Source organism: Prevotella illustrans (assembly GCF_017426725.1).
Classification (GTDB): Bacteria; Bacteroidota; Bacteroidia; order Bacteroidales; family Bacteroidaceae; genus Prevotella; species Prevotella illustrans.
Genome location: NZ_JAERMS010000015.1, coordinates 1 through 24,060, shown reverse-complemented (window position 1 = coordinate 24,060; position 24,060 = coordinate 1). Strand labels below are relative to the sequence as shown.

The window sequence follows — 24,060 nt, the reverse complement described above, 5'->3', positions numbered from 1 at the left end:
TATGAAACCAATATACAAACTTTCCGTTTATGTTCTTTGCATGCTGACCATAACGCTCTGTTCATGCAACGATAGTGCCTTTGAGTCGCTGAATGACAACCCCGCGAAGTCGTCAAACGTAGACCCCAACTACCAGCTTTCACAATGCGAAGCCCAGATATGGGGATTTTGGATCTGGCAGGAAACAGCGCTGAAATACGCAATGCCCTTCTGTCAATATCTGATGGGCGATTGGGGCGTGACCAACTATGGCGGTCATTATCTTAAAGACAGCCAGTATATGGGTTATGTATATGAACACATGTATCCCATGACGGTGAAAAATCTGGTCGATATCATAGATCGTACACGCGACAAGAGCCATCATAACTTACATTATATGGCACGCGTATTCAAGGTTTACGTCTTCGGTATCATCACGGATCTTTACGGTGACGTGCCTTATTTTGAAGCCGGACGTGGCTATATCGACGGTAATGTGCAGCCCAAATTCGACCGGCAAGAAGACATCTATAAAGACTTTATGAATGAGTTGCAGATTGCCTGTGATTCCTTAGACGCCAACCATCCGGTGAAAGTGACGGGAGACCTTATTTATAACGGTGATGTCAGCAAATGGAAGAAACTGGCCAACGCACTGCACTTGCGCTATGCCATGAGAATGGTGAAGGTTGAGCCCGAGTTAGCTAAACAAGAAGCAAAAAAGGCACTGCAAAACAACGGTGGCATCATAACATCCGCGCAAGAAGAAGCGCTCGTCAAATATGTTTATGAAAGCTTTGACTGGACAAATGAAGAGTATCGCCGCAATGGTCTTTCACAGTTGATGAGAGGACGGGGTGAATATCCTACCATGTATATTTGCTCAACGTTCTTCAATCATTTGAAAGATACCAAAGACCCACGTCAATTTGTCTATTGCCGCAACTATGATGAAAGTTCTCCTAACGCGCCTTTTGGCCGGCATGATATTACCGAAGAGATGATTAAAACACCCAAAGCAAAATTCCAACCTGTCGACCCCGGATATTTCTTTTACGAGAAATGGCCAAGCGGATATTGGAGTAAGCAGGTCAATAAATATCTAATGAAAGAGTGTCGGCCGCAGGTCAACAATATCTTCTTGAAGCTCACATCGCCCGGTGTCATTATGTCCTATGCCGAAACAAAGCTATTGGAGGCGGAAGCGGTTGCACGTTGGGGAAGCGAAATGAGTAGAGAAACGGTAGAAAAGCTTTATAATAAAGGTGTGAAAGCTGCTTTTCATTTCTTAGAAAACTATGGAGCCGACGCGTTTAAAGATAAAGAAATAGATAAGTATATCGCAGCGAACAACATATCGGATGAACAAGAAGACCAACTGGAAAAAATCAACACACAGCTATGGATCTTGCATTTCAACAATCCATGGGAAGGATACGCGAACTGGCGCAGGAGCGGTTATCCTGTTCTAAAGCCATCTCCTGAATACGGAGCCAAGTGCATTGACTCGCAAACAACGCCTTTACGCCTTTGCTATCCAATCTTTGAAAGTTCATACAACAAGGCTAATTATGACGAAGTCATACAGAGACTTGGCGGAACGGACGATTGGAATAAAGCCGTATGGTGGAACCAATAGGCATATAATCCAACAAAATACATTATATAAACGTATCGTCAATCATGAATCATCGTAAAAACATTATGAAACATCTTTTTTTCATATTATTAAGCCTGATTATATTAGGCAATATATTCACCAGTTGCAGCAGCGACGAGATTAATTCTCCTGTTCTTACAGAGAATGAATACCCACGTATATTTGGCCAATGGCCGGAAAAGAAAGCCGATGGCAGCCTTGGCGAATTTAGCACTCCACTTGATAAACCACTGGTAATCAAAGTCCAGTATACCCCTTCGCAATATTGTGAAGGAATCTGGTATATCGATGGTGTAGAAGTGCATCGAGGCATAGGATATACTTATGTGCCCACGACCGAGGGCAAATTTCAGGTAAAACTGGTTGTAAAAACACCCAAATACGAAACTTCACGCGAGGCTGTTATTCATGTTGTGGAACCAACCTCCTAACCTTTCTCACTTAAAATTTAATGATATGAATAAGGTATATTTGCCATATCGCCGATTTAAATACGTACTGGGAGCATTATGTATAGGGTTGATGTTCGGTTATTCCTTAAAAGGCATGACCCAAAATGTTGACGACTTTAAGCTCAGACAAGGCGTGAATATCGGTGACTGGTTGTCACAGAAGGCGAACATCTCTTTCAAAGAGAAGGACGTAAAGATGTTGGCCGCATTGAAATTTGACCATGTACGGTTTCCCGTTGATGAAAGTCAACTGTTCAATACGGATGGCAGTAAGAACACAGACAACTTTGCCCGGCTTCATACAGCTATCAAATGGATTGAAAAATATGATATGAAAGCCATTGTAGACCTGCATATTATAAAGGAACATGGGGATAACGGAGAGACAGAAAGCTTTGTCGACAATTTCGAAGACGGCCTTATGGGCAAATGGCGGGTAAATAGCAGTAGCGGAATCAAGGTAGAAGTCGTTAACAATCCCGAAGCTACAGGCTGCAACACAAGCCAAAAGGTTCTCCATATCAGCCAGACAGAGAATAGCGACTGGAAAGGAGCCGAACGGAAAGATGTATATATCAATATCGGTTCGGACATGTTTAAATACCTCCGCTTTAAAGTACGTAAGAACAAGACGGGGAAAATTGTTTTCAAATTTGAGGCTGAAGACGGAAGCAAAGCTTATCTGGGGTATGACGTAAAAACAAAAAATCAATGGATAGAGGCCGACGTTTCGCCCTATCATAAGCTGGAAGGAAAGAAAATCACACGCATAACGATACGCCCGGGCAATGATATGTCCGAACTATGGATTGACGATGTGGCTTTCAGTACCAGTCATAGCGGCTATAAAACGGTTGTCAAACATAATTTATGGAACAACGCTGAAGCCCGGAAACATTTTATCACGATATGGAAACAAATACAAAATGAGCTAAAGAAATATCCGAACGACCTGCTTGCTTATGAGCTTCTCAATGAACCAACGGCCCCAACCGCGGCCGTTTGGAACAACTTGGCCGCCCAAACACTGGCCGAAATCCACAAACAAGAGCCTAATCGGAAAGTCGTCATCGGAAGTAATCTTTGGAACAACGTCAGTCAATTCCCTTATTTAGAAGTTCCTTCGGGTGATCGTAACATCATTCTTACATTCCATTTCTACAACCCGCACCTGCTCACACACTATCAGGCTTCATGGCACAGCTTGTTTGCGAATATCACAGTCCCTGTCAAATATCCGGGACAAATGGTCAGTGACGATGATTTCAACACGTTAAGTCCCGCGGATCAGGCTGCGGTAAGCAGCGAAGGCCGCACGTTTGATAAAGCCACGTTAAAGACCTTGATGAAACAAGCCATAGACAAAGCTAAGGCTTTGGGGCTTCAAGTATGGTGTGGAGAATATGGATGCTATAACAAAACACCACAGCAGAGCAGACTGAAATGGATAGAAGACGTATCGCAAATATGCAGGGAATACGATATTGGCCATTGCCTATGGAATTTTCAGGGCGGTTTCGGCTTTGTAACTCCCGGTGTATCAAAAATCAATGACGCGTATACCCTAAATACGCAAATAGATTGGGAACGTCTGAACATCGCTTCTCGTAAAAACAACCCTATGGTCAAGGCTTATGCCACGGATAATAACAGCGGGAGTTATGGGGCAGAGAAAGCCATAGACGGAGCTTACGACACGCGTTGGGGAGCAGGAAACAATGTAGGAGAAACCGATTGGTGGATAGATTTAGGACGTGTATATACAATCAGTATGATTTGCCCGTTATGGGAAAATTACGCAAGGAAGTATGAGATATATACCGCAATAGATGCGGGGAGCGATGGTACGCCGCAATGGAATACGACACCAATCATTACGCAAAACAAGAAACTGGACGACTATCGCCGCACTTATATCTCCACGGACATCGCCGCAGGCAGTTATTTCTCTGACCCGCATGTCCCGGACAGTCCCATTAAAGCACGCTACATCAAGTTAAAGCAACTGAAAAGCGCCTCTTCGACCTGGGGAGCAAGCCTCTGGGAAATGCACATCATCGGTACACCCGAAGGCCCTACCTCACACATTGACAGAAAAGGCTGTGCCTCTGCTGCGACCCATTTGACAAACAAAGATGACATATACACGCTTCGGGGAATCAAAGTACCGAATAAACAACTTGCCGGAAAAATCTACATACAAGCCGGTAAAAAATATGTTGCTCAATAAATCACACACACTTTATGTATAAACTTATATTAATCATCATCTCCTTGGGATTCGCCATCAATACTACGGCTGAGAAGAAACCGGATTATACCAATGCGAAACTCCCGACAGAAGTACGCGTCAAGGACCTGATGAGCCGCATGACGCTTGAAGAAAAAGTTGCGCAAATGTGCCAATACGTAGGTATCAGCCACATGATAGGAGTACAGCAAACACTGACCACTAAGGAACTGGAAACAAGCGACGCAGCCGGATACTACCCCGGTTATACTATCGAGGATATACGCGAGATGACAAGAAAGGGACTTATCGGCTCTTTCCTTCATGTCGTTACGCCCGATGAGGCTAATTATCTGCAAAAATTAGCTCAACAAAGCCGGCTGAAAATCCCACTGTTTATCGCCATTGACGCGCTACATGGCAACGGGCTTTACCGAGGAGCTACGATATACCCGACTGCTATCGGACAAGCTGCTACCTTTTGTCCCTATCTGATAGAACAAATGTCGCGTCAAACGGCCCTTGAAATGCGAGCATGTGGAATGCAGTGGGCCTTTGCGCCGAACGTAGAGGTGGCCCGTGACCCTCGTTGGGGGCGTGTAGGCGAAACCTTTGGAGAAGATCCGTATCTGGCAGGGCTCATGGGGAGCGCTACCGTTCGTGGACTACAAACAGCAGAACTGAAAGGACAAGACAAGGTGTTGGCCTGTATCAAACATTTGGTAGGTGGCAGTCTGACAAGTAACGGCATCAACGGATCGCCTGCCGACATGTCAGAACGCATGTTAAGAGAAGTGTTTCTGCCCCCATTTATTAAATGTATTGAGGCCGGAGGGATGTCACTCATGCCTTCACACAATGATTTGAATGGCATTCCTTGCCATGGCAATCGGTGGTTATTGGATGATTTACTTCGAAAAGAGCTGGGATTCAAAGGAATTATTGTCAGTGACTGGCTGGATGTGGAACGCCTGAACACCATCCATACGACAGCTTCCACCAAGGAAGAAGCTTATCTAACCGGTTTACAGGCAGGAATTGACGTCCACATGCATGGCCCCGGATTTGCCGAAAGTGTCATAAAGGGTGTTCAAGAGGGAAAGATTTCTCCTCAAACAATAGATGACAGAGTGGCTAAAATTTTGGAATTAAAGTTCAATCTCGGACTTTTTGAACGTCCATACGTGGATCTTAAAGCCATTCCACGATCTGTATTGACCGACGATCATCGACAGACGGCCCTCGACATTGCTCGCAGGAGCATCGTCTTGCTTAAAAACAAAAATCAGCTATTACCACTCCGAAAAGGTCATTTCAATAAGATTTTTATAACAGGACATAATGCCGACAATCAGTCGACATTGGGTGACTGGAGTTTTGAGCAACCCGATGAAAATATAACTACTATCCTTGAAGGCATCAAAGAGCAGGATCCGGATGCCCAGATCGATTTTCAGGATATCGGACGCAACGTAAGAGACCTGAAGCCTGCACAAATCGAAGAAGCTGTCAAACGTGCGAAACAATCAGAATTAGCTATACTTGTGGTAGGCGAAAACTCAATGCGCTATCACTGGAAAGAAAAAACCTGTGGCGAAAACAGCGATCGATACGAACTATCATTACCCGGAATGCAGCAACAACTTGTTGAAGCCGTTGTGGCAACAGGCGTGCCGACCATTGTGATATTAGTCAATGGCCGACCACTTTCTACCGAGTGGATTGCCAATCACGTTCCTGCCATTATCGAAGCCTGGGAACCCGGAATGCTTGGAGGGCAGGCTGTTGCCGAAATACTTTATGGAAAGATATCGCCATCGGCAAAACTTCCGATTACGATACCACGAAGCGTAGGACAAATCGGTTGCTATTATAATCATAAGAAATGGGCCTATCGTTTCCCGTATGTAACAGGAACAACTGCTCCGCTGTATAATTTCGGATACGGATTAAGCTACACTACGTTTAAGTATTCGCGTCCACGTCTGTCAGCCTCAACGATTGCCGTAGGCGACAGCGTCCGTGTCAGCGTAGACATAACCAATTCGGGAACGGTTGACGGAGAAGAAGTCGTGCAACTCTATATACGTGATGACTACAGTTCGGCTACGCGCCCGGTGAAAGAATTGAAAGGGTTTGAGAGAATCGCTTTGAAAGCCGGCGAAACCAAGACGGTTTCATTCCTCATCACACCCGAATCTTTGGCTTACTACGATGCCCAAATGAGATACGGCGTAGAGCCGGGCACATTCACCGTCATGGTAGGAAGTTCGTCGAGAAAAGAAGATTTGCAGACCTTGCGTTTAACCGTAAAATAAAGGACTTAGTCTATATACACAAATCAAGAAAACAACTCCCGGCTTTGCCCCTCTTTGTGGCATGACACGGCTTCTCCGTCGTGTGATGTCACCAAGAGGGGCAAGCGCCTGATGAAACTCTTGGCTCCAAGACACCATTTTTAGGTATATACAGATCACCCGATCATTTGTGGGGAAAAGTCCGCAAATGATGTAATCGCTTCATTACTTTCCGTGATTTTGTCAGAAAAAACTACCTGATTTTAACACTTCCGCAACATGTCATCTAAGTGACGGCATGCCGAAAAAGGCCTTTGATTTTCCGATTTTGATGCTCTTTTATGCCCAAAGTTATCCTTTTATCGGCTCAAAGCACAGCGATTACACGGCCAAAGCATAACTTTTAGCCGATGAAAGGGCCGCGATTACGGCCTAAAAGCATAGCTATTAAGGGCGAAAAAGCGAAGAGAAAACACCCTTAAAAGTACAATGTATTGATAACCAGCGCTTTATAAACTCGCTCTACAATCGCTTATTTTCGTCCGGCGCTTTTCTTTTTCAAAATAATGCCACTTTTTTGATGGTATATGTAAAGATAATTCAGAGCCCGGTAGATATCATCGACACTCGTAAATCTGTCCCCACAACTTTTCTACTGACCCGTATATACAGCAAGCCTGCAATGTCTTTAAAAAACTAAAAAATGGCGAGTTTCTGATTTTTTATACTAATTTTGTAATTTGATATTAGTGCTACCGCTTGACAGCACGATCAACGTTAGGCTTTCATGTTTAGAATTAAGAAATTAGATATATTCATTGCCAAGCAGTTTGGGCTGCTCTTTTTAGGGACTTTCTTCATCTGTCAGTTTGTGCTGATGATGCAATTTCTGTGGCGATTTGTCGACGAACTGATTGGCAAAGGCCTGACCATAGACATCATGGCACAGTTTTTCTGGTATATGGGACTCATGCTGGTGCCGCAAGCCCTACCTTTGGCCATTCTCCTCTCTTCGCTCATCACTTTCGGAAACCTGGGGGAAAGCAGCGAACTGACCGCCATCAAGGCCGCCGGAATCTCATTGATGCAAACCTTCAGGTCGCTCATCATCATCAGCTCCGTCATCTGTCTCGGGTCATTTTACTTTCAAAACCATATCGGACCGGAATCGAATATAAAGCTGGCACAGCTATTACTGTCAATGAAACAAAAGAGTCCGGAACTCGAAATACCCGAAGGAATCTTCTATGACGGCATTCCCAACAGCAATATCTACGTACAAAAAAAGAATATCAATACGGGGAAGCTCTACGGTATCATGATCTATCGCATGACAGGCAGCTATGAAGACCAAGCCATTATCTTGGCCGATTCGGGCATGCTGCAGTCAACGGCCGACAAGAAACACCTGTTACTGCGACTATGGAATGGCGAATGGTTTGAAAACATGCAGTCGGGAGAATTTGGTAATTCTGCCGCCGTGCCCTATAGGCGTGAAACTTTTGTGACCAAACATATTCTGCTGGACTACGACGGTGACTTCAATATGACAGACGCTAATTCCTTGTCGAACAACGCACGTGGAAAAAGCTTAGGACAGATCAACCATGACATTGACTCGCTGAATCAAAATTACGACAGCATTGGCAGGGCCTACTACGCAGACGCCTCGAATTACTTGTTTGCCCGACGCCATTTGTCACGCAAAGACTCAATAAGGGCCATCCACATTGCCGAAACAAAGAAATATGATATAGATACCATCTACAACAAACTGCCTTTGGGACTGCGCCAACAGACTTTGTCGTCGACCCAATCGCGGGTGGCCCAAGCTATACAGGATTTAGACTTCAAAAGCATGATCACCTCTGATGGAGACCAGCTCATCAGACAACACAAAATAGAAGCCATTAATAAGTTTGTCGTAGCATTGTCATGCCTGATCTTTTTCTTCATCGGCGCGCCATTGGGCGCTATCATCCGAAAAGGCGGTTTGGGCATACCGGTCATCATTTCGGTATTTGTCTTTATCATTTTCTACATTCTCGACAACACCGGCTCCAGAATGGCAAAAGGAGGCATGTGGGATATCTGGTTCGGCAAAGGGCTGGCCACAGCCGTTTTGACGCCGACAGCCGTGTTCGTGACCTACAAAGCCTCTAACAATTCCATGGTTTTCAATTTTGACCTGTACAAAGAATTTTTCAGAAAGCTCTTAGGATTACGACTAAAACGACATGTATTCGGCAAAGAAGTGATTATCCAGGATCCGGACTATCTACATGACAAAGAGCAATTACAGACCATCAGCGACGATGTGACGGCCTACTCGCAAAGCCACAGACTCGTGAGAATGCCTAATATTATAAAGGTGTTCTTCAGATATCATCCTGATCATGAAATAGAAAGAATTTCGGACGTTTTGGAAAATATCATTGAGGACTTGAACAACACGAAAGACAAGGCCATACTGACCTATCTGAACCAGTACCCTGTCGTTTCGGTCAAAGCACATACCAGGCCATTCGAAAGAAGATGGATGAATATCCTCTCATTTCTTATCATTCCGGTAGGCCTGACTCTTTACTTCCGCATGTGGATGTTCAGAATAAGATTGCTGCGCGACTTACGCGCCATCAAACAGACAAATAATTATATTATCAATAGAATAGAAGAAATCAATAAATAAAATCAATATGGGAGACTTCAGACTTAGTAGCATTGAAGACGCGCTAAAAGACTTCAAAGAAGGAAAATTCGTTATCGTTGTTGACGATGAAGACCGTGAAAACGAAGGCGACCTGATTATTGCCGCAGAAAAAATAACCGCAGAAAAAGTCAACTTCATGTTGAAGAACGCACGTGGCGTTCTCTGCGCTCCCATCACCTTATCAAGATGTGAGGAGCTGGATTTGCCCCGTCAAGTATCGGACAACACTTCCGTACTGGGCACACCCTTTACCATAACCATTGACAAACTTGAAGGTTGCTCTACCGGCGTTTCGGCACACGACAGGGCTGAAACCATAAAAGCGCTGGCTGACCCAAGCTCTACGCCAAAGACTTTCGGACGCCCGGGGCATATCAACCCGCTATACGCGCAAGATAACGGCGTGCTGCGTCGCAGTGGCCATACAGAAGCGGCCATTGACCTGTGCAAAATGGCTGGTCTATACCCCGCCGGCGCCTTAATGGAAATCATGAACGAAGACGGAACAATGGCGCGTATGCCCGAGCTGCAGGTGATGGCAAAAGAATGGGATTTGAAAATCATCACCATCAAAGATATGATTGCCTATCGACTGAAGAAGGAATCAATTATCGAAGTCGGAGAAAAAGTGGACATGCCAACAGCCTATGGTCATTTTAAACTGATACCGTTCCGACAGCAGAGCAACGGCGCAGAGCACATGGCTCTCGTCAAAGGTGAATGGAAAGAGGACGAACCGATTCTTGTACGTGTACATTCATCGTGCGCAACGGGTGATATTCTGGGCAGCATGCGATGTGACTGTGGCGAACAGCTTCACAAGGCAATGCAAATGATTGAAAAAGAAGGTAAGGGAGTGGTAGTCTACATGCAACAGGAAGGCAGAGGTATCGGACTCATGAACAAGATGGCTGCCTACAAATTGCAAGAAGAGGGGTATGACACGATTGATGCCAATATCCATTTAGGATTCAAGCCCGACGAAAGAGATTACGGATGTGGGGCGCAAATGCTGAGAAAACTGGGCGTTCACAAAATGAGACTCATGACCAATAATCCGGTCAAACGGGTTGGTCTTGAAGCTTATGGACTCGAAATCGTAGAGAATGTGCCGATTGAGATTACCCCTAACAGATACAATGAAAGGTATCTCAAAACAAAAAGGGACCGTATGGGACACACGTTGCATTTATAAGAGATAAAAACGCCACCAGTAGAACTTACTACTTGACTGGCGTTTTTTTATCCATCAGCCCGTTTTTCAAAATATTTGCAATAAAAACAAGAAAATAACTGATAAATCTTTCGGTTTAGAATAGATTTTATATTACTTTTGCAAGTATATACAAGACAACAGTATCGATTATGGCAAAATTATCCAATCGTTTAAACAGACTTACTCCCTCAGCTACACTTGCTATGTCTCAAAAGAGCAGTGAAATGAAAGCGCAAGGGATTGATGTTATTAATTTAAGCGTAGGAGAACCCGATTTCAACACACCCGAACATATCAAGACCGCCGCAAAAGAAGCCATAGACAATAATTTTTCGAAATACTCGCCTGTTCCCGGCTACGCAGATCTAAGAGAAGCGATTGTGGCAAAATTGAAAAAGGAGAATGGCTTGACCTATACCAAAAATGAGATTCTCGTCAGCAACGGCGCCAAGCAAAGTGTTTGCAACACGGTAATGGCGTTGGTGGATGAGGGCGATGAGGTAATGATTCCTACTCCCTATTGGGTGAGCTATCCGCAGATGGTGAAATTGGCCGGCGCTACACCTATTTATATACGGGGCGGATATGAGCAGAACTTCAAAATAACACCCGAGCAACTCGAAGCTGCCATCAGTCCGAAGACACGAATGCTCATCTTGTGCTCGCCAAGTAATCCTACCGGTAGTGTCTATTCGCAGGAAGAACTGACTCGATTGGCAGAAGTTATCAAAAAACATGACGATCTGTACGTTCTGACAGATGAAATCTACGAGCATATCAACTATATTGGAAAGCACCATAGCATGGCAACCGTGGAAGGAATGAAAGACAGGTGCATTGTTGTTAACGGCGTATCGAAGGCTTATGCCATGACAGGATGGCGAATAGGTTATATCGCCGCGCCGGAATGGATCGTGAAAGGATGTAATAAACTTCAAGGCCAATATACAAGCGGACCATGCTCCATCAGTCAAAAGGCTGCGCTGGCTGCCTACATACAAGACCAACAATGCGTTGAAAGTATGCGCCAAGCCTTCGAACGCAGGCGAAATCTGATTTATGAATTAGCCAAAGATATTCCGGGACTGGAGGTGAACAAACCAGAAGGCGCGTTCTACTTATTTCCCAAATGCAGCAGCTTCTTTGGAAAGAGCTATCGTGGACATATCATCAATACGTCGACAGACTTGGCACTTTATTTACTGGAAGAAGCCCACGTAGCAACCGTTAGCGGCGATGCTTTCGGTGATGCCGAATGTTTCAGAATGAGTTACGCGACAAGCGATGAAAACATCAGGGAAGCTATGCGCCGAATCAAAGAGGCTTTATCTGTACTAAATTAACTTTACACGGTAGCCGTTGTGAATTGACTCAAGTCAAGGATATTTTTAGGATTTTAGCCGTTAAAACTTCTTAATTACTAACGAAGTTATCCATAAATTAATATCTTTGCCAAACAAAAGCATGGCCATTACAAAGGCAATACCGTAAAACTTCAATAATAAGACTTTTATAATAACTTAAATTTATCAATAACTAAAATTAAATTTTAAATTATGGCAACAACAACAGTAGCCCCCAAAAAGAAGTCTCAGGGCTTTCAAGGCGTAAGACATGCATTCATCATCATCGTACTTGCATTTATCGTAGGATGGGCATTCTACAACTTCTTCCTCGGTGATCCCGCTAACTTTGCTAATGGAGACCGTGAAGGACATCCATTAAACATGTTAGGTACCGTTTACAAAGGTGGATGGGTTGTACCTATCATCCTCGGTTTGCTTTGTACTGTAATTGCAATGTCAGTAGAACGCACGCTTGCTATCAGAGCTTGTTCAGGTACAGGCAATGTAACCAAATTCACCGAAAATGTTAAGGCTGCCCTCAAGGCTGGCGATATCGCTAAGGCAGAAGACCTTTGCAACAAGCAGAAAGGTTCCGTAGCTAATGTTGTTCTTGCTGATCTCAAGAGCTACAAGGAAATGGAAAGCACTACTATGGGCTTGAAGGAGAAAGTTTCTACTATCCAAAACGCTCATGAAGAGGCTACCGCTCTTGAAATGCCTACTATGACGATGAACCTTCCTATCATCGCTACTATCGTAACACTTGGTACACTTACCGCTCTCTTCGGTACGGTGCTCGGTATGATCCGTTCATTCGCGGCTTTGGCTGCCGGTGGTGGTGCTGACTCTATGGCCCTCTCTACCGGTATTTCCGAGGCCCTTGTTAACACTGCATCAGGTATTGCTACATCTTGGGTATCTGTAGTTTCTTACAACTACTTCACCAACAAGATCGACAAGCTTACTTTCGCAATGGACGAAATTGGTTACACCATCGCACATACATACGAAGACAAGCACCCGGAAGCTTAATTTTAGCTAACCCTTTAAAAGTTATTCAGATATGGGTAAGTTAAAAATTAAGAAAAGTGACGTTTGGATCGACATGACTCCTATGTCGGACGTGATGGTACTTTTGCTTACATTCTTTATGTTGACATCAACATTCGTAAAGAATGAACCCGTAAAAGTAAACCAGCCGTCGTCTGTATCGGAGATTAAAGTGCCCGAGAAAGACGTGCTGAACATACTTGTCGACAAACAAGGCAAGGTGTTCATGGGTATGGACAATCAGAACGATTTGCTAGCGTTGATTCAAGGAATGAACGAAACCGGCAATCTCGGACTGAACGCCCTCGAGATGAAGAAGTTCCAGACGGACCCGCTTTGGGGTATTCGTTTGAGCAGCTTGAAAGGCTATCTTGACCTTCCGCAAGAAAAGATGACAGAAGTAATTACCGGTAATGAAGCCGGCGTGCCTCTCGACTCTATCAACGGTGGAAAGAGTGAATTCCAACTTTGGGTTACAGAAGCCCTGAAAGTCAACGATGACATCAAGATTGCCATTAAAGCTGACGCTACAACACCTTACCAACGAATTAAAAAGGTGATGTCTGAACTTCAGGATATGAATCAGAACCGTTACTATCTCATCACTTCATTAAAAACAGGGGAGGATAAATAAGTATGTCAGCAGATGTAGCAAGCAATCCAAAAGGCGGCGGAAAGCAGAAGAAGATCAATGTTCGAGTTGACTTTACGCCGATGGTAGATATGATGATGCTTCTTATCACGTTCTTCATGCTCTGTACCTCTCTGGCTAAGCCACAGACAATGGAGTTGAGTATGCCAAGTAACGATAAGAATCTCCAGAACGAAGACCGATCAGTAACCAAGGCGTCTTATACAATCACTGTTTATGTAGCAGGAAACGATAAGATATTCTATGTATCAGGACTTCCTAAATACGATGATCCCACATGTCTCAAGGAAACAACATGGGGCAAGAATGGTATTCGTAAGGTATTCATGACACATGTGACAGAGGATAATACACAGCCTGTATTGCAAGTAATGAAGGCCAAAGCCGAACTTGACGCGCAGAAAGACCAAATGCCAGACACCGTCTACAGCAAGAAACTTTCCCAAATCAAGGCCGGTGAACTGGACAATGGAAAGATACAGACAATGACCATTATCATCAAGGCTACTGATAAGGCTACTTATAAAAATGTAATTGACGCACTCGATGAGATGCAGATTTGCAGCGTAGGTAAGTATGTTCTTGACAAGATTAACGCAGACGACGCCAAGCTCTTGAAGACTAAAGGTGTCGAATAATCTTCAAAGAACAGAGTATTAACTATTAATAAAGTGAGAAACAAATGTCAAAAATCGATTTGATATCTGGTGAGTGGACCGACATCGTCTTTATGGGCCGCAACCAGTCTTACGGTGCCTACAAGCTTAGAAAAGGTACAGGTAAGAGAAATGTTATCTCTATCATAGCTGTAATCGCATTGGCTGTGCTATGCCAGATCGGTCTTACAATTAAGAAAGCCGCTGACGCAGAAGCAGCAAAGAGAGCAGCAATGACCCAGGCCGTAGAACTGTCTCAGCTGGAACAGCCAAAGAAAAAGGCTGAAGTAAAGCAGAAACAGATCAAGGTTGAGCCTGAGAAAGTGGTAGAGCAGGTTAAGAGTTCTATCAAGTTTACAGCCCCGGTGATCAAAAAAGACTCTGAGGTGAAACCTGAAGATGAGCTCAAGACTCAAGATCAGCTTATGGAAACCAAAACCGCCATTGGTTCTTTCGACGTCAAAGGTAACGATGAAGCCAATGGTGAAGTGCTCAAGGCAAAGGAAGTTATCGCCCAGCCAGAGCCTCCAAAGGTGGAAGAAACCAAAGTGTTCGACGTTGTAGAGCAAATGCCTACATTCCCTGGTGGCAATGCCGCGTTGATGAGCTATTTGAGCCAGAATACAAAGTATCCGGTCGTAGCACAGGAAAACGGAGTACAAGGTCGTGTAGTTGTTTCATTCGTCGTTGAACGTGACGGTTCCATCACCGATGTACGCGTAGTACGCTCGGTTGACCCATCGCTCGACAAGGAAGCTACCCGCGTGGTAAAGAGCATGCCTAACTGGATTCCAGGTAAGCAGAATGGTTCTACTGTACGTGTGAAATACAACGTACCGGTATCATTCAAACTACAGTAAAATAAGCTAAATGAAGAAAGAACTATCTTACACACTTGTAGGATTAACACTATTTGCCGGTCTTTTGGCTTCTTGCGCAAACAAGAAGTCAAAAGACGGCAGAACAGATACTTACTCGTCAGGGGCGATTTCATTCGCTTCTGACGAAAGTTTTAGTCCTGTTATCGAAGAGGAACGCGAACTCTTCGAGTTTACTTATCCCCAAGCCAAGATTACCCCCATCTATACCAACGAATCAGAAGCCATCAACAAGTTGCTGGCAGGGAAAGTATTCATGGCCATCACGTCGCGTGATTTTAAGCCGTCGGAACTACAGAACCTGAAAGATCGTAAGCAGTTCCCCCGCTCCATTAAGTTCGCCTACGACGGACTTGCCCTCATTCAGAACAATCTCAACGCTGATTCATGCATCACCGTTAACGATATAAAGCGTATTCTTCTTGGCAAAGTAACGCGTTGGAACCAGATTTATCCCAAATCTAAACTGGGAGAAATCACGGTTGTATTCGACAATCCCAAATCATCTTCCGTCCACTTTGCGGAAGATTCTATTCTGGGTGGTAAACCTATCACAAGCCCCAATGTCGTTGCTGTCAAGAAAACAGCAGAAGTCATCAATTATGTAGAAAAAAATAAGGGAGCCATTGGTATCATAGGAAGTAATTGGCTAAACGACAAGAGAGACTCGACAAACTTGATGTTCAAGAAGAATATCAGACCCATGGCGGTTACATCTCTCCCTACTGCAAATGTAGCAAACAGTTGGAAGCCTTATCAATATTATTTCTATAATGGAAACTATCCGTTGGTCCGTACCTTATACATCCTCCTCAATGATACACACATGGGGTTGCCCACAGGCTTCTCAAATTTTATTATATCACAGGATAAAGGTCAGAGAATTGTGCTTCGCTCAGGTCTTCTGCCGGCCTATGGCAACTTAACAATACGCAATGTTCACGTCACTGAGTAAGTTGCGCTTAAAAAAACGAAAAAAGTAGCACTTTCAATAAACCCAAACCTCCCTAATGGCGTCAACCAAAAGAACGGAGTCACCAATTACTTAGTATTAACTTAAAACAAATAAAGACTATGAGAGTAATCAAATATTTTATGATTGGTGCTTTCATGATGGGCTTCGCAGTCCCCACGATCGCACAAAATGAAGACAAGGCCACCATTGACCAAGTAAACAAAATTATTAAGTCCAAATCTCCAGACGCAGCAAACCAGATTAAGGATATCTATAAAAAGAATAAAAAGAATCCTGCCGTCTTGACAGCTATTGGCCGAGCATATCTTGATGTAAAAGATACGGCCAATGCCAGCAAATATGTTCAGTTTGCTATGGAAAAGGGCAAACAATATGGCCCGGCATATATCTTAGCCGGTGATCTTGAAGTCATTAAAGATAATGGTGGCGCAGCTTCGGCATGGTATGAGCAAGCAACCTATTTTGACCCCAAGAACCCGGAAGGCTATCGTAAATACGCGCAAATCAACAGCAAAACGTCTCCTTCGGCTTCTGTAGCAAAATTGGAAGAATTGCGCAGACAACGTCCGGACTACCCTGTAGATGTAATCTCCGCACAAATCTACGATAAGGCTGGTAATATCAAGAAGGCTATTGAATATTATGCAAAAATTGATAGAAACAAACTCGAAGACAATGATTTGGTTAGCTATGCGCTTGATCACTTTTTGCTTGGAGAATTTGACAAAAGCCTTGAACTATCACAATATGGTAATCAAAAGTTCCCACGTAATCCTGCATTGAACAGATTGTCCTTCTTCAATCTTACCAACTTGAAGAGATACGCTGACGCACTTTCATACGCGGATAAGTTGTTTAACCAAAGTGATTCCACCAAGATAACAGAGAGCGACTACCTCTATTACGGCTATGCCTACATGGGCAACAAAGAATATCAAAAAGCCATTGATATGTTCAACCAAAGTCTTGCCAATAACGACAGTAATGAGTCGGACAAGAGCGACGCTTTGAAAAACATCGCCTCATGCTATTCTGAGATGGGAAATATTGATAAGGCCGCAGAAACATTTGATCAGTATCTGAAAAGTTTGAAGACAATCAATGCCACAGACTACAATGAGCTTGCCAAAATGTGGATGAACCAAGCTGAAAGAACTACCGGTGCCGCACAGAAAGAAGCGTATGCTAAAGCCGACGCTGTATATGCAGATATGGCAGAAAAGTTTCCAAGCGCAGCCGACTTCGCTACATATTACAGGGCCCATATCGGATTTGCACTTGACCCCGAAACCAAGTTAGGAACAGCTAAGCCACATTATGAGAAACTGATTGAAATCATTAAGAGTCATACAGAAAAAGGCGATTATGACAACAACAGATTGATAGAAGCTTATCAGTATTTAGGTTATTATTATACCTTGCAGAAAGATACGGCTAAAGCTAATTTCTATTGGAACGCAATCCTTGAGATTGATCCGGAAAACGCGACAGCCAAAGCTGCGTTAGGCAAGAAATAACAATATACGAAACATAATAGAAACGAGAGGGTATGTCACAAAACAGGCATGCCCTCTATTTTTATGAAAACTCCGTTTATCTCCCATAGGAGAAAAACATTTTTTGCGCAGTATCGCTCTTCCCCACAGAAGGAAAGCCACTTTATGAAAAAGAAGGGGACGTCAGATCAGAACCACTAATTATAAAAACATGAAAAAGATTTTTTGTACAACATTTCTTTTACTATTGCAACTAAGTTTATTGGCCAAAGAAGCGATAAGCATCTCCGTTGAGGAGAATGTAGAACTGATGAATATTCTTGCCAGAACCTCCGGTTTCCGTGAATATAACATGGACCAAGGCGGACAATATTGCATAGATGTTGACAAATGGTTTGGTCAATACACCAATCATCCTGCCGTTGCCTATATGCAACAGTTGCGCAAAGACTATGGCATTTCCTATGACGCTGTTGCATCGATGTCGATCTCACTTGAATGCGCTCACGGAAAGGTAAGCCTACTCCCTATCGAAAAAAACCTTCTTGACAAACGTTGGGAAAACGTTTCTTTAGATACGTTTCTTGTCAAGCTGAACAGTTTCTATAACGACACTCAGTTCCATGACTTCTATCTCCGGCACATGGATCTCTATAATCGCACGGTGGACAAATTTAAGAAAGATATATTAGCTGACTTCGATAAAGCATGGTATGATCGTTTCTATGGCAAAAAGATTAAGACAACTTTCCACGTCATCATAGGAATGACAAATGGTGGCGGCAATTATGGCCCGACACGTCAGCTGAAAGGAGAACAAGAAGAACCTTTCGCGGTCATTGGATACGCCGTCAATAAAGAAGGAGAATTCAATCCGGCATGGTTCAAGCCAACACTTATTCATGAATTCAACCATTCGTTTATCAACTGCTCTAAATTAGACTCTGTGAAAACACGTCATATCGGTCATGAACTCCTGAATTTAAGCTACAGAGCCATGGCAAACCAAGCCTATACAAACGGAGAGACCATCCTAAACGAATCAATCGTAAGAGCTGCCGTCATCTTATATATGATGCAACACAACGCAGACAAGAAAGCGCTTGCAGACGAAATGCGTGAGCAGATTCAGAGAGACTTCAAATGGATGCCCGAACTGGTGATGGCCTTACGGAGTTACGAGCGACAACGCAAACAATATAAAACCCTTGATGATTTTGTTCCAAAGATGTTTGAGATATTACAAAACTATATTGATAAAGAAAAGTCAAGAATCCAACAAGCATTGGATTAAGGCCCCAAAAAGAGCCGTGCGTCACCCAAACTCACCATAAAATGCTCATAAGTAACTGATAATCAATGGTGATATTTTTGTTAAATGGATAGTTCTCAAATTAGATTATAATCCTCCACATATTGTATGGCCTCAGTAATATTGTTAACTCCAAGTTTTTTGGATATGTTTGTTCTGTGAGTCTTGATTGTAGCTATCGAAACAGAGAGATACTCCGCTATGTTCGCTATGCTTTTACCATTTGCACTTTGCCCAATAATAACTTTTTCCATATTAGTTAAATGTGAATTATTGGTTTGCACCCATTTATCGTTTCTCAATTCAAAATGATAGTCAACCCCAGGTAGCTTAACAAGGGCGTTCCCCATTTGTTTTCTTGTTGAATACGTTAACATACAAATTCCCATTGTAACATGTTTGTCACTGTCAATCAAACAAGGGGTCAACGAGGCGTGTATCATTTGCTTACATAAAGAGATATTTATTGACAAGTCAAAATGCAAAACTGAGGACTCTATCCTTGCGTAGTTCTTTTTAAGTAACGCGAAATACGATTTAAGAATATTGCTCAAATAGCTTAACTGTCTTTCATCAAGTATATTGTCAATTTTTCCTCCGTTATCTCTAATTCCTTTTTGTTGTAGAGTTGAAAAAACAGATGGTGATACATATAGAAAAGTACATCGACAGAAATCAATCAGAACTATTCCTCCATATCCAAGCCTATCAGTAGCTTGGGCACTTCTTATATAAGGAGAATAATCATCTATGGCTTGACTCCGGATACTCTGTGTCTTGTCGTCTGCCTCCTTTAACTCTTTTAAAATATCGAAAACCGTCATTCTATGGAGTGTTTACGTCTTTTTGACCAATAGTGTCCTAAGTATTTTTCAAAAAAGTGAAGGAAGTTGTTTTCACTAAGGCAAAAAAGTCTTATCTTAGTGTTTACCCAAAACCAAAACTTCCTTCATGACAAAGATAACACTTTTCGTTCAAATAATCCAACAATTACCTAAAGATTTAATCAAATCTCTGATTAAAAAGCATGGAACGGACAAACACACCTCACGCCACGACAATGAACCCGACGCAGCGGCTCACGCCACGCCCTCGATAACCCGCAACCCTATATATAAGTAAGTGAACAAAATTATTTTATATAAGATAAATATATGTAATTCCTGTTCTATTCTTAGTTATGGGGAAGCCAAAAGTATTGGAGTTTACCGAGACACAGCGTCTCGAACTCGAGAGAGGTTTTTGCTTTGGCGAAAAGCATTGTTTCCGTATGCGCTGCCGTGCAGTTTTTCTGAAATCCGACGGTCTTTCTGCGGCATAGGCAGCAGTACAGACGGAGATGAGTCTTGTGTCGGTGAATACGTGGGTGAAACGATAGTCTGTCCTGTTTCTTTTATAACAATAGTTACATCGTTTACATCTTGCAAGAATTCTAAATAGATTGTTTTAGAACTGCTATGCATTGGTACACTTCAAGGCTTTGACGTTGATATTAAAGATTTTGGAGCATCAACATGCACAACTACAACATCTCCATCTGCTTTAAAAGTTGTTGCGTTTAAATTTAGTAAACTTGCTATCAACATCAAGCATATCAATATTAGTATATGCTTTAATTCTTTAGATTTTGATGTTCTTTCCATTTGATTTAAGTTTTTATTGTCTCAAAAATAGAAAATTAAGCAATAGGGACAAAATATTTTAAGAAAAATTCTCATATAGTTACATGGGGAAAGTCCATCCTTGAAAACGGCATTTATGTCTGCGACGTCAACGGCGTGCGCACCAACACTTCACCTTACCGTGGCGAACAAGCATGGGGCAGCAATTATAGGTTGGGCATTGACGGTGAGGGCAAACTGTGTATTTCTGACTGGAGTGACGAAATGGCAGCAACACGAAACTTTACGTCTACCTTGAGGACTTTGGCAACGTGTAGATAGGATTCGCAGACGTTATGTTCTATTTTCTGACAACAAACAAATATACATAATATCAGCCCATCCTAAAGATAAGGAAATGAAAAAAGCGGGACTGACAGCCCCGCTTTTTCATTTTAATACTTTTCAATTATGGAAGAGAAATTGCCTCGTTAGGACAAACATCCGCACATGTGCCGCATTCCGTACACATATCAGGATTGATTGAATAGATATCACCTTCAGAAATAGCGCCAACCGGGCACTCGTCAATACATGTACCGCAAGCAATGCAGTCTTCACCAATTACGTAAGCCATAATAAATACTATTAATTTGAATAATGTAAATTCGTTAAGGGATATACCCATTATTTATGATTACAAAGATACGTAAATATTTTTAAATACCTAATATTAGGTATAAGAATTAAGCAAAATTTGTAATAAAAAGATTATAAGACGCGCAATGATATACTTTCCGGGGTATGAAAAAGCTATTCTGAGCTTGCATCTTTCTATAAGAGTCACATGTAAAACTTAAAGCAACTAAGCATAATAAACCGTTAAACCGAACGTTGTCTTAATATGAAAAGAATAATTTGTGCTATTATCATATCACTATTGCCGGCAATTACAGCAAATGGACAAAAACGCATTGTCCAAAACAGACCATATACAGACCTACGCCAGTTTCACTTCGGCATTCTTTTAGGTACACATCTTCAAGATATTGAATTTACAAACATCGGTTTGCAAACAATAAACAATGAGGATGGAACAAGTCGTGAAACACATATTACAACTGATCAAAACAGATGGGATTATGGATTTCAAGTTGGAGTCGCCGGAGAAACCAGACTGACAGAGAATCTTCAACTACGACTGGCCCCCACGATGTATTTCGGCAGTCGGCATTTCATGTTTCAAGAGATTAATAGAGAAAGTCCGGCAAACGAAGAGTATCATCAAGACTTGAAAACAGTCTATATTGCCACAGCCGCAGAACTTATTTTTGATGGACCTCGTTTAAATAATATGCGTCCATACGTTATGGGCGGAATAGAACCGATGCTCAATCTCAACAATAAGAATCAGGATTATCTGAAACTAAAGAAGTATGATATATTCGCAGAAGTAGGCATGGGAATTGATCTCTATCTTCCTTATTTCAAACTGCGTCCGGAATTAAAGTTCATGTTCAGCTTGATCAATAGTCTTGATAAAAAGCATGCACAGAATTTAAAAGACAAGAGCATGCTTCCCTATACAAACAGCGTAAAGGAAGCACGCTCTAAAATCATTGCCTTAACATTCTATTTTGAATAATAAAGAAACGTCGCTAACGTTTGGTCATCTCCAATTTCATCTTACCGACAAAGATGGCATGTTTACCATTCTGATCAACAGGAACATCCTTTCCTGATGGATCTTTCACATAGTTTAAATGCTCAAAATAGCTATGCGAATGACCGCCAAGAACGAGATCTAAACCGGCCGTATTTTGAATAACCTGATTATCGCCAATGCCTCTAACATTCCATCCGAGGTGAGACAGGCAGATGATAAGATCACAATGGCGCTGTTTCAAAGTACGCACCATATCCTTAGCTACGACAATCGGGTCAAGAAACTTCACACCATGACACTTTGCGGTATCAACCAAACCTTCCATAGCCGGTGACAAGCCAAAGACACCAATCTTCAAACCCTTTCTTTTTAAAATTACATAGGGTTTCACAAGGCCTTCCACCGGTGTTCCCGTAAAGTCATAATTAGCACAAAGAATCGGGAACTTGGCCATACGGAATATACGTGCCATGTTATCAAGCCCGAAATCAAACTCATGATTGCCAATAACAACAGCATCATAACGCATCAGATTCATAAGTCCAATCTCAACATCTCCCTTAAACAAGGTATAATAAGGTGAGCCTTGAGAGAAATCGCCACTGTCAAACAACAAAAGTTCCGGCTCTTTCTTGCGCTCCTGATCAAGCATGGCCACACGTCTCATAAATCCCCCCCTCCCGGCTCTCATCGTATCAGCCAAATTGATATTAAGAGGGAAAATAGTACTATGCGTGTCGTTTGTGTGCAATATTACCAATTGCTTCGGCTGAGCCATGCCCACAGAAGCAAGCGCCAACCATATAAAAATAAATAAATGCTTCATTTTCAATATAAGAAATTCATGTAACAACTAATTATTCGCGGACAATTCGCCCCTCTACCCGCGAGGTAACTTGTTCGCCTTTATCCATCTTCTCACGGAAATAATCCATAATCAGAAAACGCACATTATTTTTTTCACCCTTAGGCAACACCAGATTTGTACCGGCCTTAAATGCGGTCATCCCATCATTGCCTTGCCCAAGATAATCCAAAGTAGCCAATCGATAAGAAGCGGAAGGATCTACTTTCTTACCATGAATAGACAGTTGCTTCAGTTTACGATCAGCAGAGATAACCAAAGATACGCCATGGCTAACTCCCTCCCCACCCAATAGAGCGATTTGCTGAAATAATTCTATCACCTTCGCGCCGGAAAGCGTCATAAAACAAATCTTGTTTTCAAAAGGAGCCACATCGAGCACGTCGCCATAAGTCACCTTACCTTTAGAGATTGCCGCCCGAATTCCTCCCATATTATAGACTGAGAAATCCGGAGTTTCATGAAACGCTTTGCTAGCCCAGATCAAGATATCGGCCAAGAGATTCGAAAGATCACTTTCAGGCTGTTTCACCATCATGTCTGTTGCCGCATAGCCCACAACAGGACTCATCATCGAGTCTACAATAGGTTCATACTTGGCTATAAACCGCATGGCGGCCCTGTCCGGCTGACGATCATAGGTACTGTCGATAAGAATTCGTGTGCGCTGAATAGAAGTCATCTCATAGTGAGAATGACAACTACCGAAAAGAGCAACCGTCACGATAGCACCTGAAATAATTTGTTTAATGTTTAACATGTAACCTTATTTAATAATAACAAAAATACTATTCATTCAAGCAATGAGGATTCATGATTTTGCAGAAAAGCCTACAAAACAATAACCTCAATAAGGAATAAGAAATAAACCTACAGGTTGCAAAGTTACTAAAAAACAATGGCTTTCAGTTATTTCAATCACATCAAATCGAGAAAAGGATGCCAAAAACTAAAGTAACTCAATAGTGTCCTAAATAATTTTTGTGAAAACGCATACAAAGTTGCATCAAATATA

General features: G+C 42.5%; 21 protein-coding genes. 16 read left to right on the top strand and 5 right to left on the bottom strand.

The window, feature by feature from the left end; all coding sequences use genetic code 11:
• Nucleotide 1: 1 nt before the first annotated feature.
• From JHU38_RS06355 to JHU38_RS06290, 14 genes are all read left to right on the top strand, one after another.
• Nucleotides 2-1,621: a SusD/RagB family nutrient-binding outer membrane lipoprotein gene (locus JHU38_RS06355; RefSeq protein WP_107582305.1), complete on the top strand. Its 1,620-nt coding sequence runs from the start codon at nucleotides 2-4 to the stop codon at nucleotides 1,619-1,621.
• Nucleotides 1,622-1,686: 65 nt separating this feature from the next.
• Nucleotides 1,687-2,073: a hypothetical protein gene (locus JHU38_RS06350; RefSeq protein ID WP_107582306.1), complete on the top strand. Its 387-nt coding sequence runs from the start codon at nucleotides 1,687-1,689 to the stop codon at nucleotides 2,071-2,073.
• Nucleotides 2,074-2,098: 25 nt separating this feature from the next.
• Entirely contained in the window at nucleotides 2,099-4,324 is a 2,226-nt protein-coding gene (locus JHU38_RS06345; RefSeq protein WP_107581208.1) for a cellulase family glycosylhydrolase, read from the top strand.
• 14 nt (nucleotides 4,325-4,338) lie between these two features.
• Nucleotides 4,339-6,642 (top strand): glycoside hydrolase family 3 N-terminal domain-containing protein, encoded by a 2,304-nt coding sequence (locus tag JHU38_RS06340; RefSeq protein ID WP_107581209.1) that lies wholly within the window; start codon nucleotides 4,339-4,341, stop codon nucleotides 6,640-6,642.
• Nucleotides 6,643-7,408: 766 nt separating this feature from the next.
• Nucleotides 7,409-9,310 carry an LptF/LptG family permease gene (locus JHU38_RS06335; RefSeq protein WP_107581210.1) on the top strand — a complete coding sequence of 634 codons (1,902 nt, stop codon included), beginning with the start codon at nucleotides 7,409-7,411 and terminating at the stop codon, nucleotides 9,308-9,310.
• A 7-nt stretch (nucleotides 9,311-9,317) separates the two neighbouring features.
• Complete coding sequence (locus JHU38_RS06330) at nucleotides 9,318-10,526, top strand: bifunctional 3,4-dihydroxy-2-butanone-4-phosphate synthase/GTP cyclohydrolase II (protein ID WP_107581211.1); 1,209 nt, start codon at nucleotides 9,318-9,320, stop codon at nucleotides 10,524-10,526.
• Nucleotides 10,527-10,696: 170 nt separating this feature from the next.
• Complete coding sequence (locus JHU38_RS06325) at nucleotides 10,697-11,890, top strand: pyridoxal phosphate-dependent aminotransferase (RefSeq protein ID WP_107581212.1); 1,194 nt, start codon at nucleotides 10,697-10,699, stop codon at nucleotides 11,888-11,890.
• A gap of 213 nt (nucleotides 11,891-12,103) precedes the next feature.
• Nucleotides 12,104-12,925, top strand: coding sequence for a MotA/TolQ/ExbB proton channel family protein (locus JHU38_RS06320; RefSeq protein WP_107581213.1), 822 nt, complete (start codon nucleotides 12,104-12,106; stop codon nucleotides 12,923-12,925).
• A gap of 31 nt (nucleotides 12,926-12,956) precedes the next feature.
• Nucleotides 12,957-13,577, top strand: a complete 621-nt coding sequence (locus JHU38_RS06315) for an ExbD/TolR family protein (RefSeq protein ID WP_107581214.1) — start codon at nucleotides 12,957-12,959, stop codon at nucleotides 13,575-13,577.
• A 2-nt stretch (nucleotides 13,578-13,579) separates the two neighbouring features.
• Entirely contained in the window at nucleotides 13,580-14,233 is a 654-nt protein-coding gene (locus JHU38_RS06310; RefSeq protein ID WP_107581215.1) for an ExbD/TolR family protein, read from the top strand.
• Nucleotides 14,234-14,277: 44 nt separating this feature from the next.
• Nucleotides 14,278-15,111: an energy transducer TonB gene (locus JHU38_RS06305; RefSeq protein ID WP_107581216.1), complete on the top strand. Its 834-nt coding sequence runs from the start codon at nucleotides 14,278-14,280 to the stop codon at nucleotides 15,109-15,111.
• 10 nt (nucleotides 15,112-15,121) lie between these two features.
• Complete coding sequence (locus tag JHU38_RS06300; protein ID WP_107581217.1) at nucleotides 15,122-16,084, top strand: PstS family phosphate ABC transporter substrate-binding protein; 963 nt, start codon at nucleotides 15,122-15,124, stop codon at nucleotides 16,082-16,084.
• A 119-nt stretch (nucleotides 16,085-16,203) separates the two neighbouring features.
• Nucleotides 16,204-17,622, top strand: a complete 1,419-nt coding sequence (locus tag JHU38_RS06295; RefSeq protein WP_107581218.1) for a tetratricopeptide repeat protein — start codon at nucleotides 16,204-16,206, stop codon at nucleotides 17,620-17,622.
• A gap of 190 nt (nucleotides 17,623-17,812) precedes the next feature.
• On the top strand, nucleotides 17,813-18,895 hold the full coding sequence (locus JHU38_RS06290) for a DUF4932 domain-containing protein (protein WP_107581219.1): 1,083 nt from the start codon (nucleotides 17,813-17,815) through the stop codon (nucleotides 18,893-18,895).
• 95 nt (nucleotides 18,896-18,990) lie between these two features.
• On the opposite strand, the gene JHU38_RS12385 is transcribed toward JHU38_RS06290, so the two are convergent.
• A complete protein-coding gene (locus tag JHU38_RS12385; protein WP_232369859.1) occupies nucleotides 18,991-19,737 on the bottom strand; it encodes a response regulator transcription factor in 747 nt (248 codons plus the stop codon).
• Nucleotides 19,738-19,864: 127 nt separating this feature from the next.
• On the opposite strand from JHU38_RS12385, the gene JHU38_RS06275 reads away from it, so the two are divergent.
• Nucleotides 19,865-20,035: a hypothetical protein gene (locus JHU38_RS06275; RefSeq protein WP_158267268.1), complete on the top strand. Its 171-nt coding sequence runs from the start codon at nucleotides 19,865-19,867 to the stop codon at nucleotides 20,033-20,035.
• Between the two features lie 350 nt (nucleotides 20,036-20,385).
• On the opposite strand, the gene JHU38_RS06270 is transcribed toward JHU38_RS06275, so the two are convergent.
• Nucleotides 20,386-20,556 carry a hypothetical protein gene (locus JHU38_RS06270; protein WP_158267269.1) on the bottom strand — a complete coding sequence of 57 codons (171 nt, stop codon included), beginning with the start codon at nucleotides 20,554-20,556 and terminating at the stop codon, nucleotides 20,386-20,388.
• Between the two features lie 427 nt (nucleotides 20,557-20,983).
• Nucleotides 20,984-21,151, bottom strand: a complete 168-nt coding sequence (locus JHU38_RS06265) for a DUF362 domain-containing protein (RefSeq protein ID WP_107582308.1) — start codon at nucleotides 21,149-21,151, stop codon at nucleotides 20,984-20,986.
• Nucleotides 21,152-21,418: 267 nt separating this feature from the next.
• On the opposite strand from JHU38_RS06265, the gene porT reads away from it, so the two are divergent.
• A complete protein-coding gene (porT, locus tag JHU38_RS06260; RefSeq protein WP_107581220.1) occupies nucleotides 21,419-22,159 on the top strand; it encodes a type IX secretion/gliding motility protein PorT/SprT in 741 nt (246 codons plus the stop codon).
• 13 nt (nucleotides 22,160-22,172) lie between these two features.
• Here the strand turns inward: porT and JHU38_RS06255 are convergent, their stop codons facing one another.
• A complete protein-coding gene (locus tag JHU38_RS06255; protein WP_107581221.1) occupies nucleotides 22,173-23,006 on the bottom strand; it encodes a bifunctional metallophosphatase/5'-nucleotidase in 834 nt (277 codons plus the stop codon).
• A 31-nt stretch (nucleotides 23,007-23,037) separates the two neighbouring features.
• The gene (locus JHU38_RS06250; protein WP_107581222.1) at nucleotides 23,038-23,805 is read right to left on the bottom strand and encodes a 5'-nucleotidase C-terminal domain-containing protein; all 768 of its coding nucleotides are present in this window, start codon (nucleotides 23,803-23,805) and stop codon (nucleotides 23,038-23,040) included.
• Between the last annotated feature and the right edge of the window lie 255 nt (nucleotides 23,806-24,060).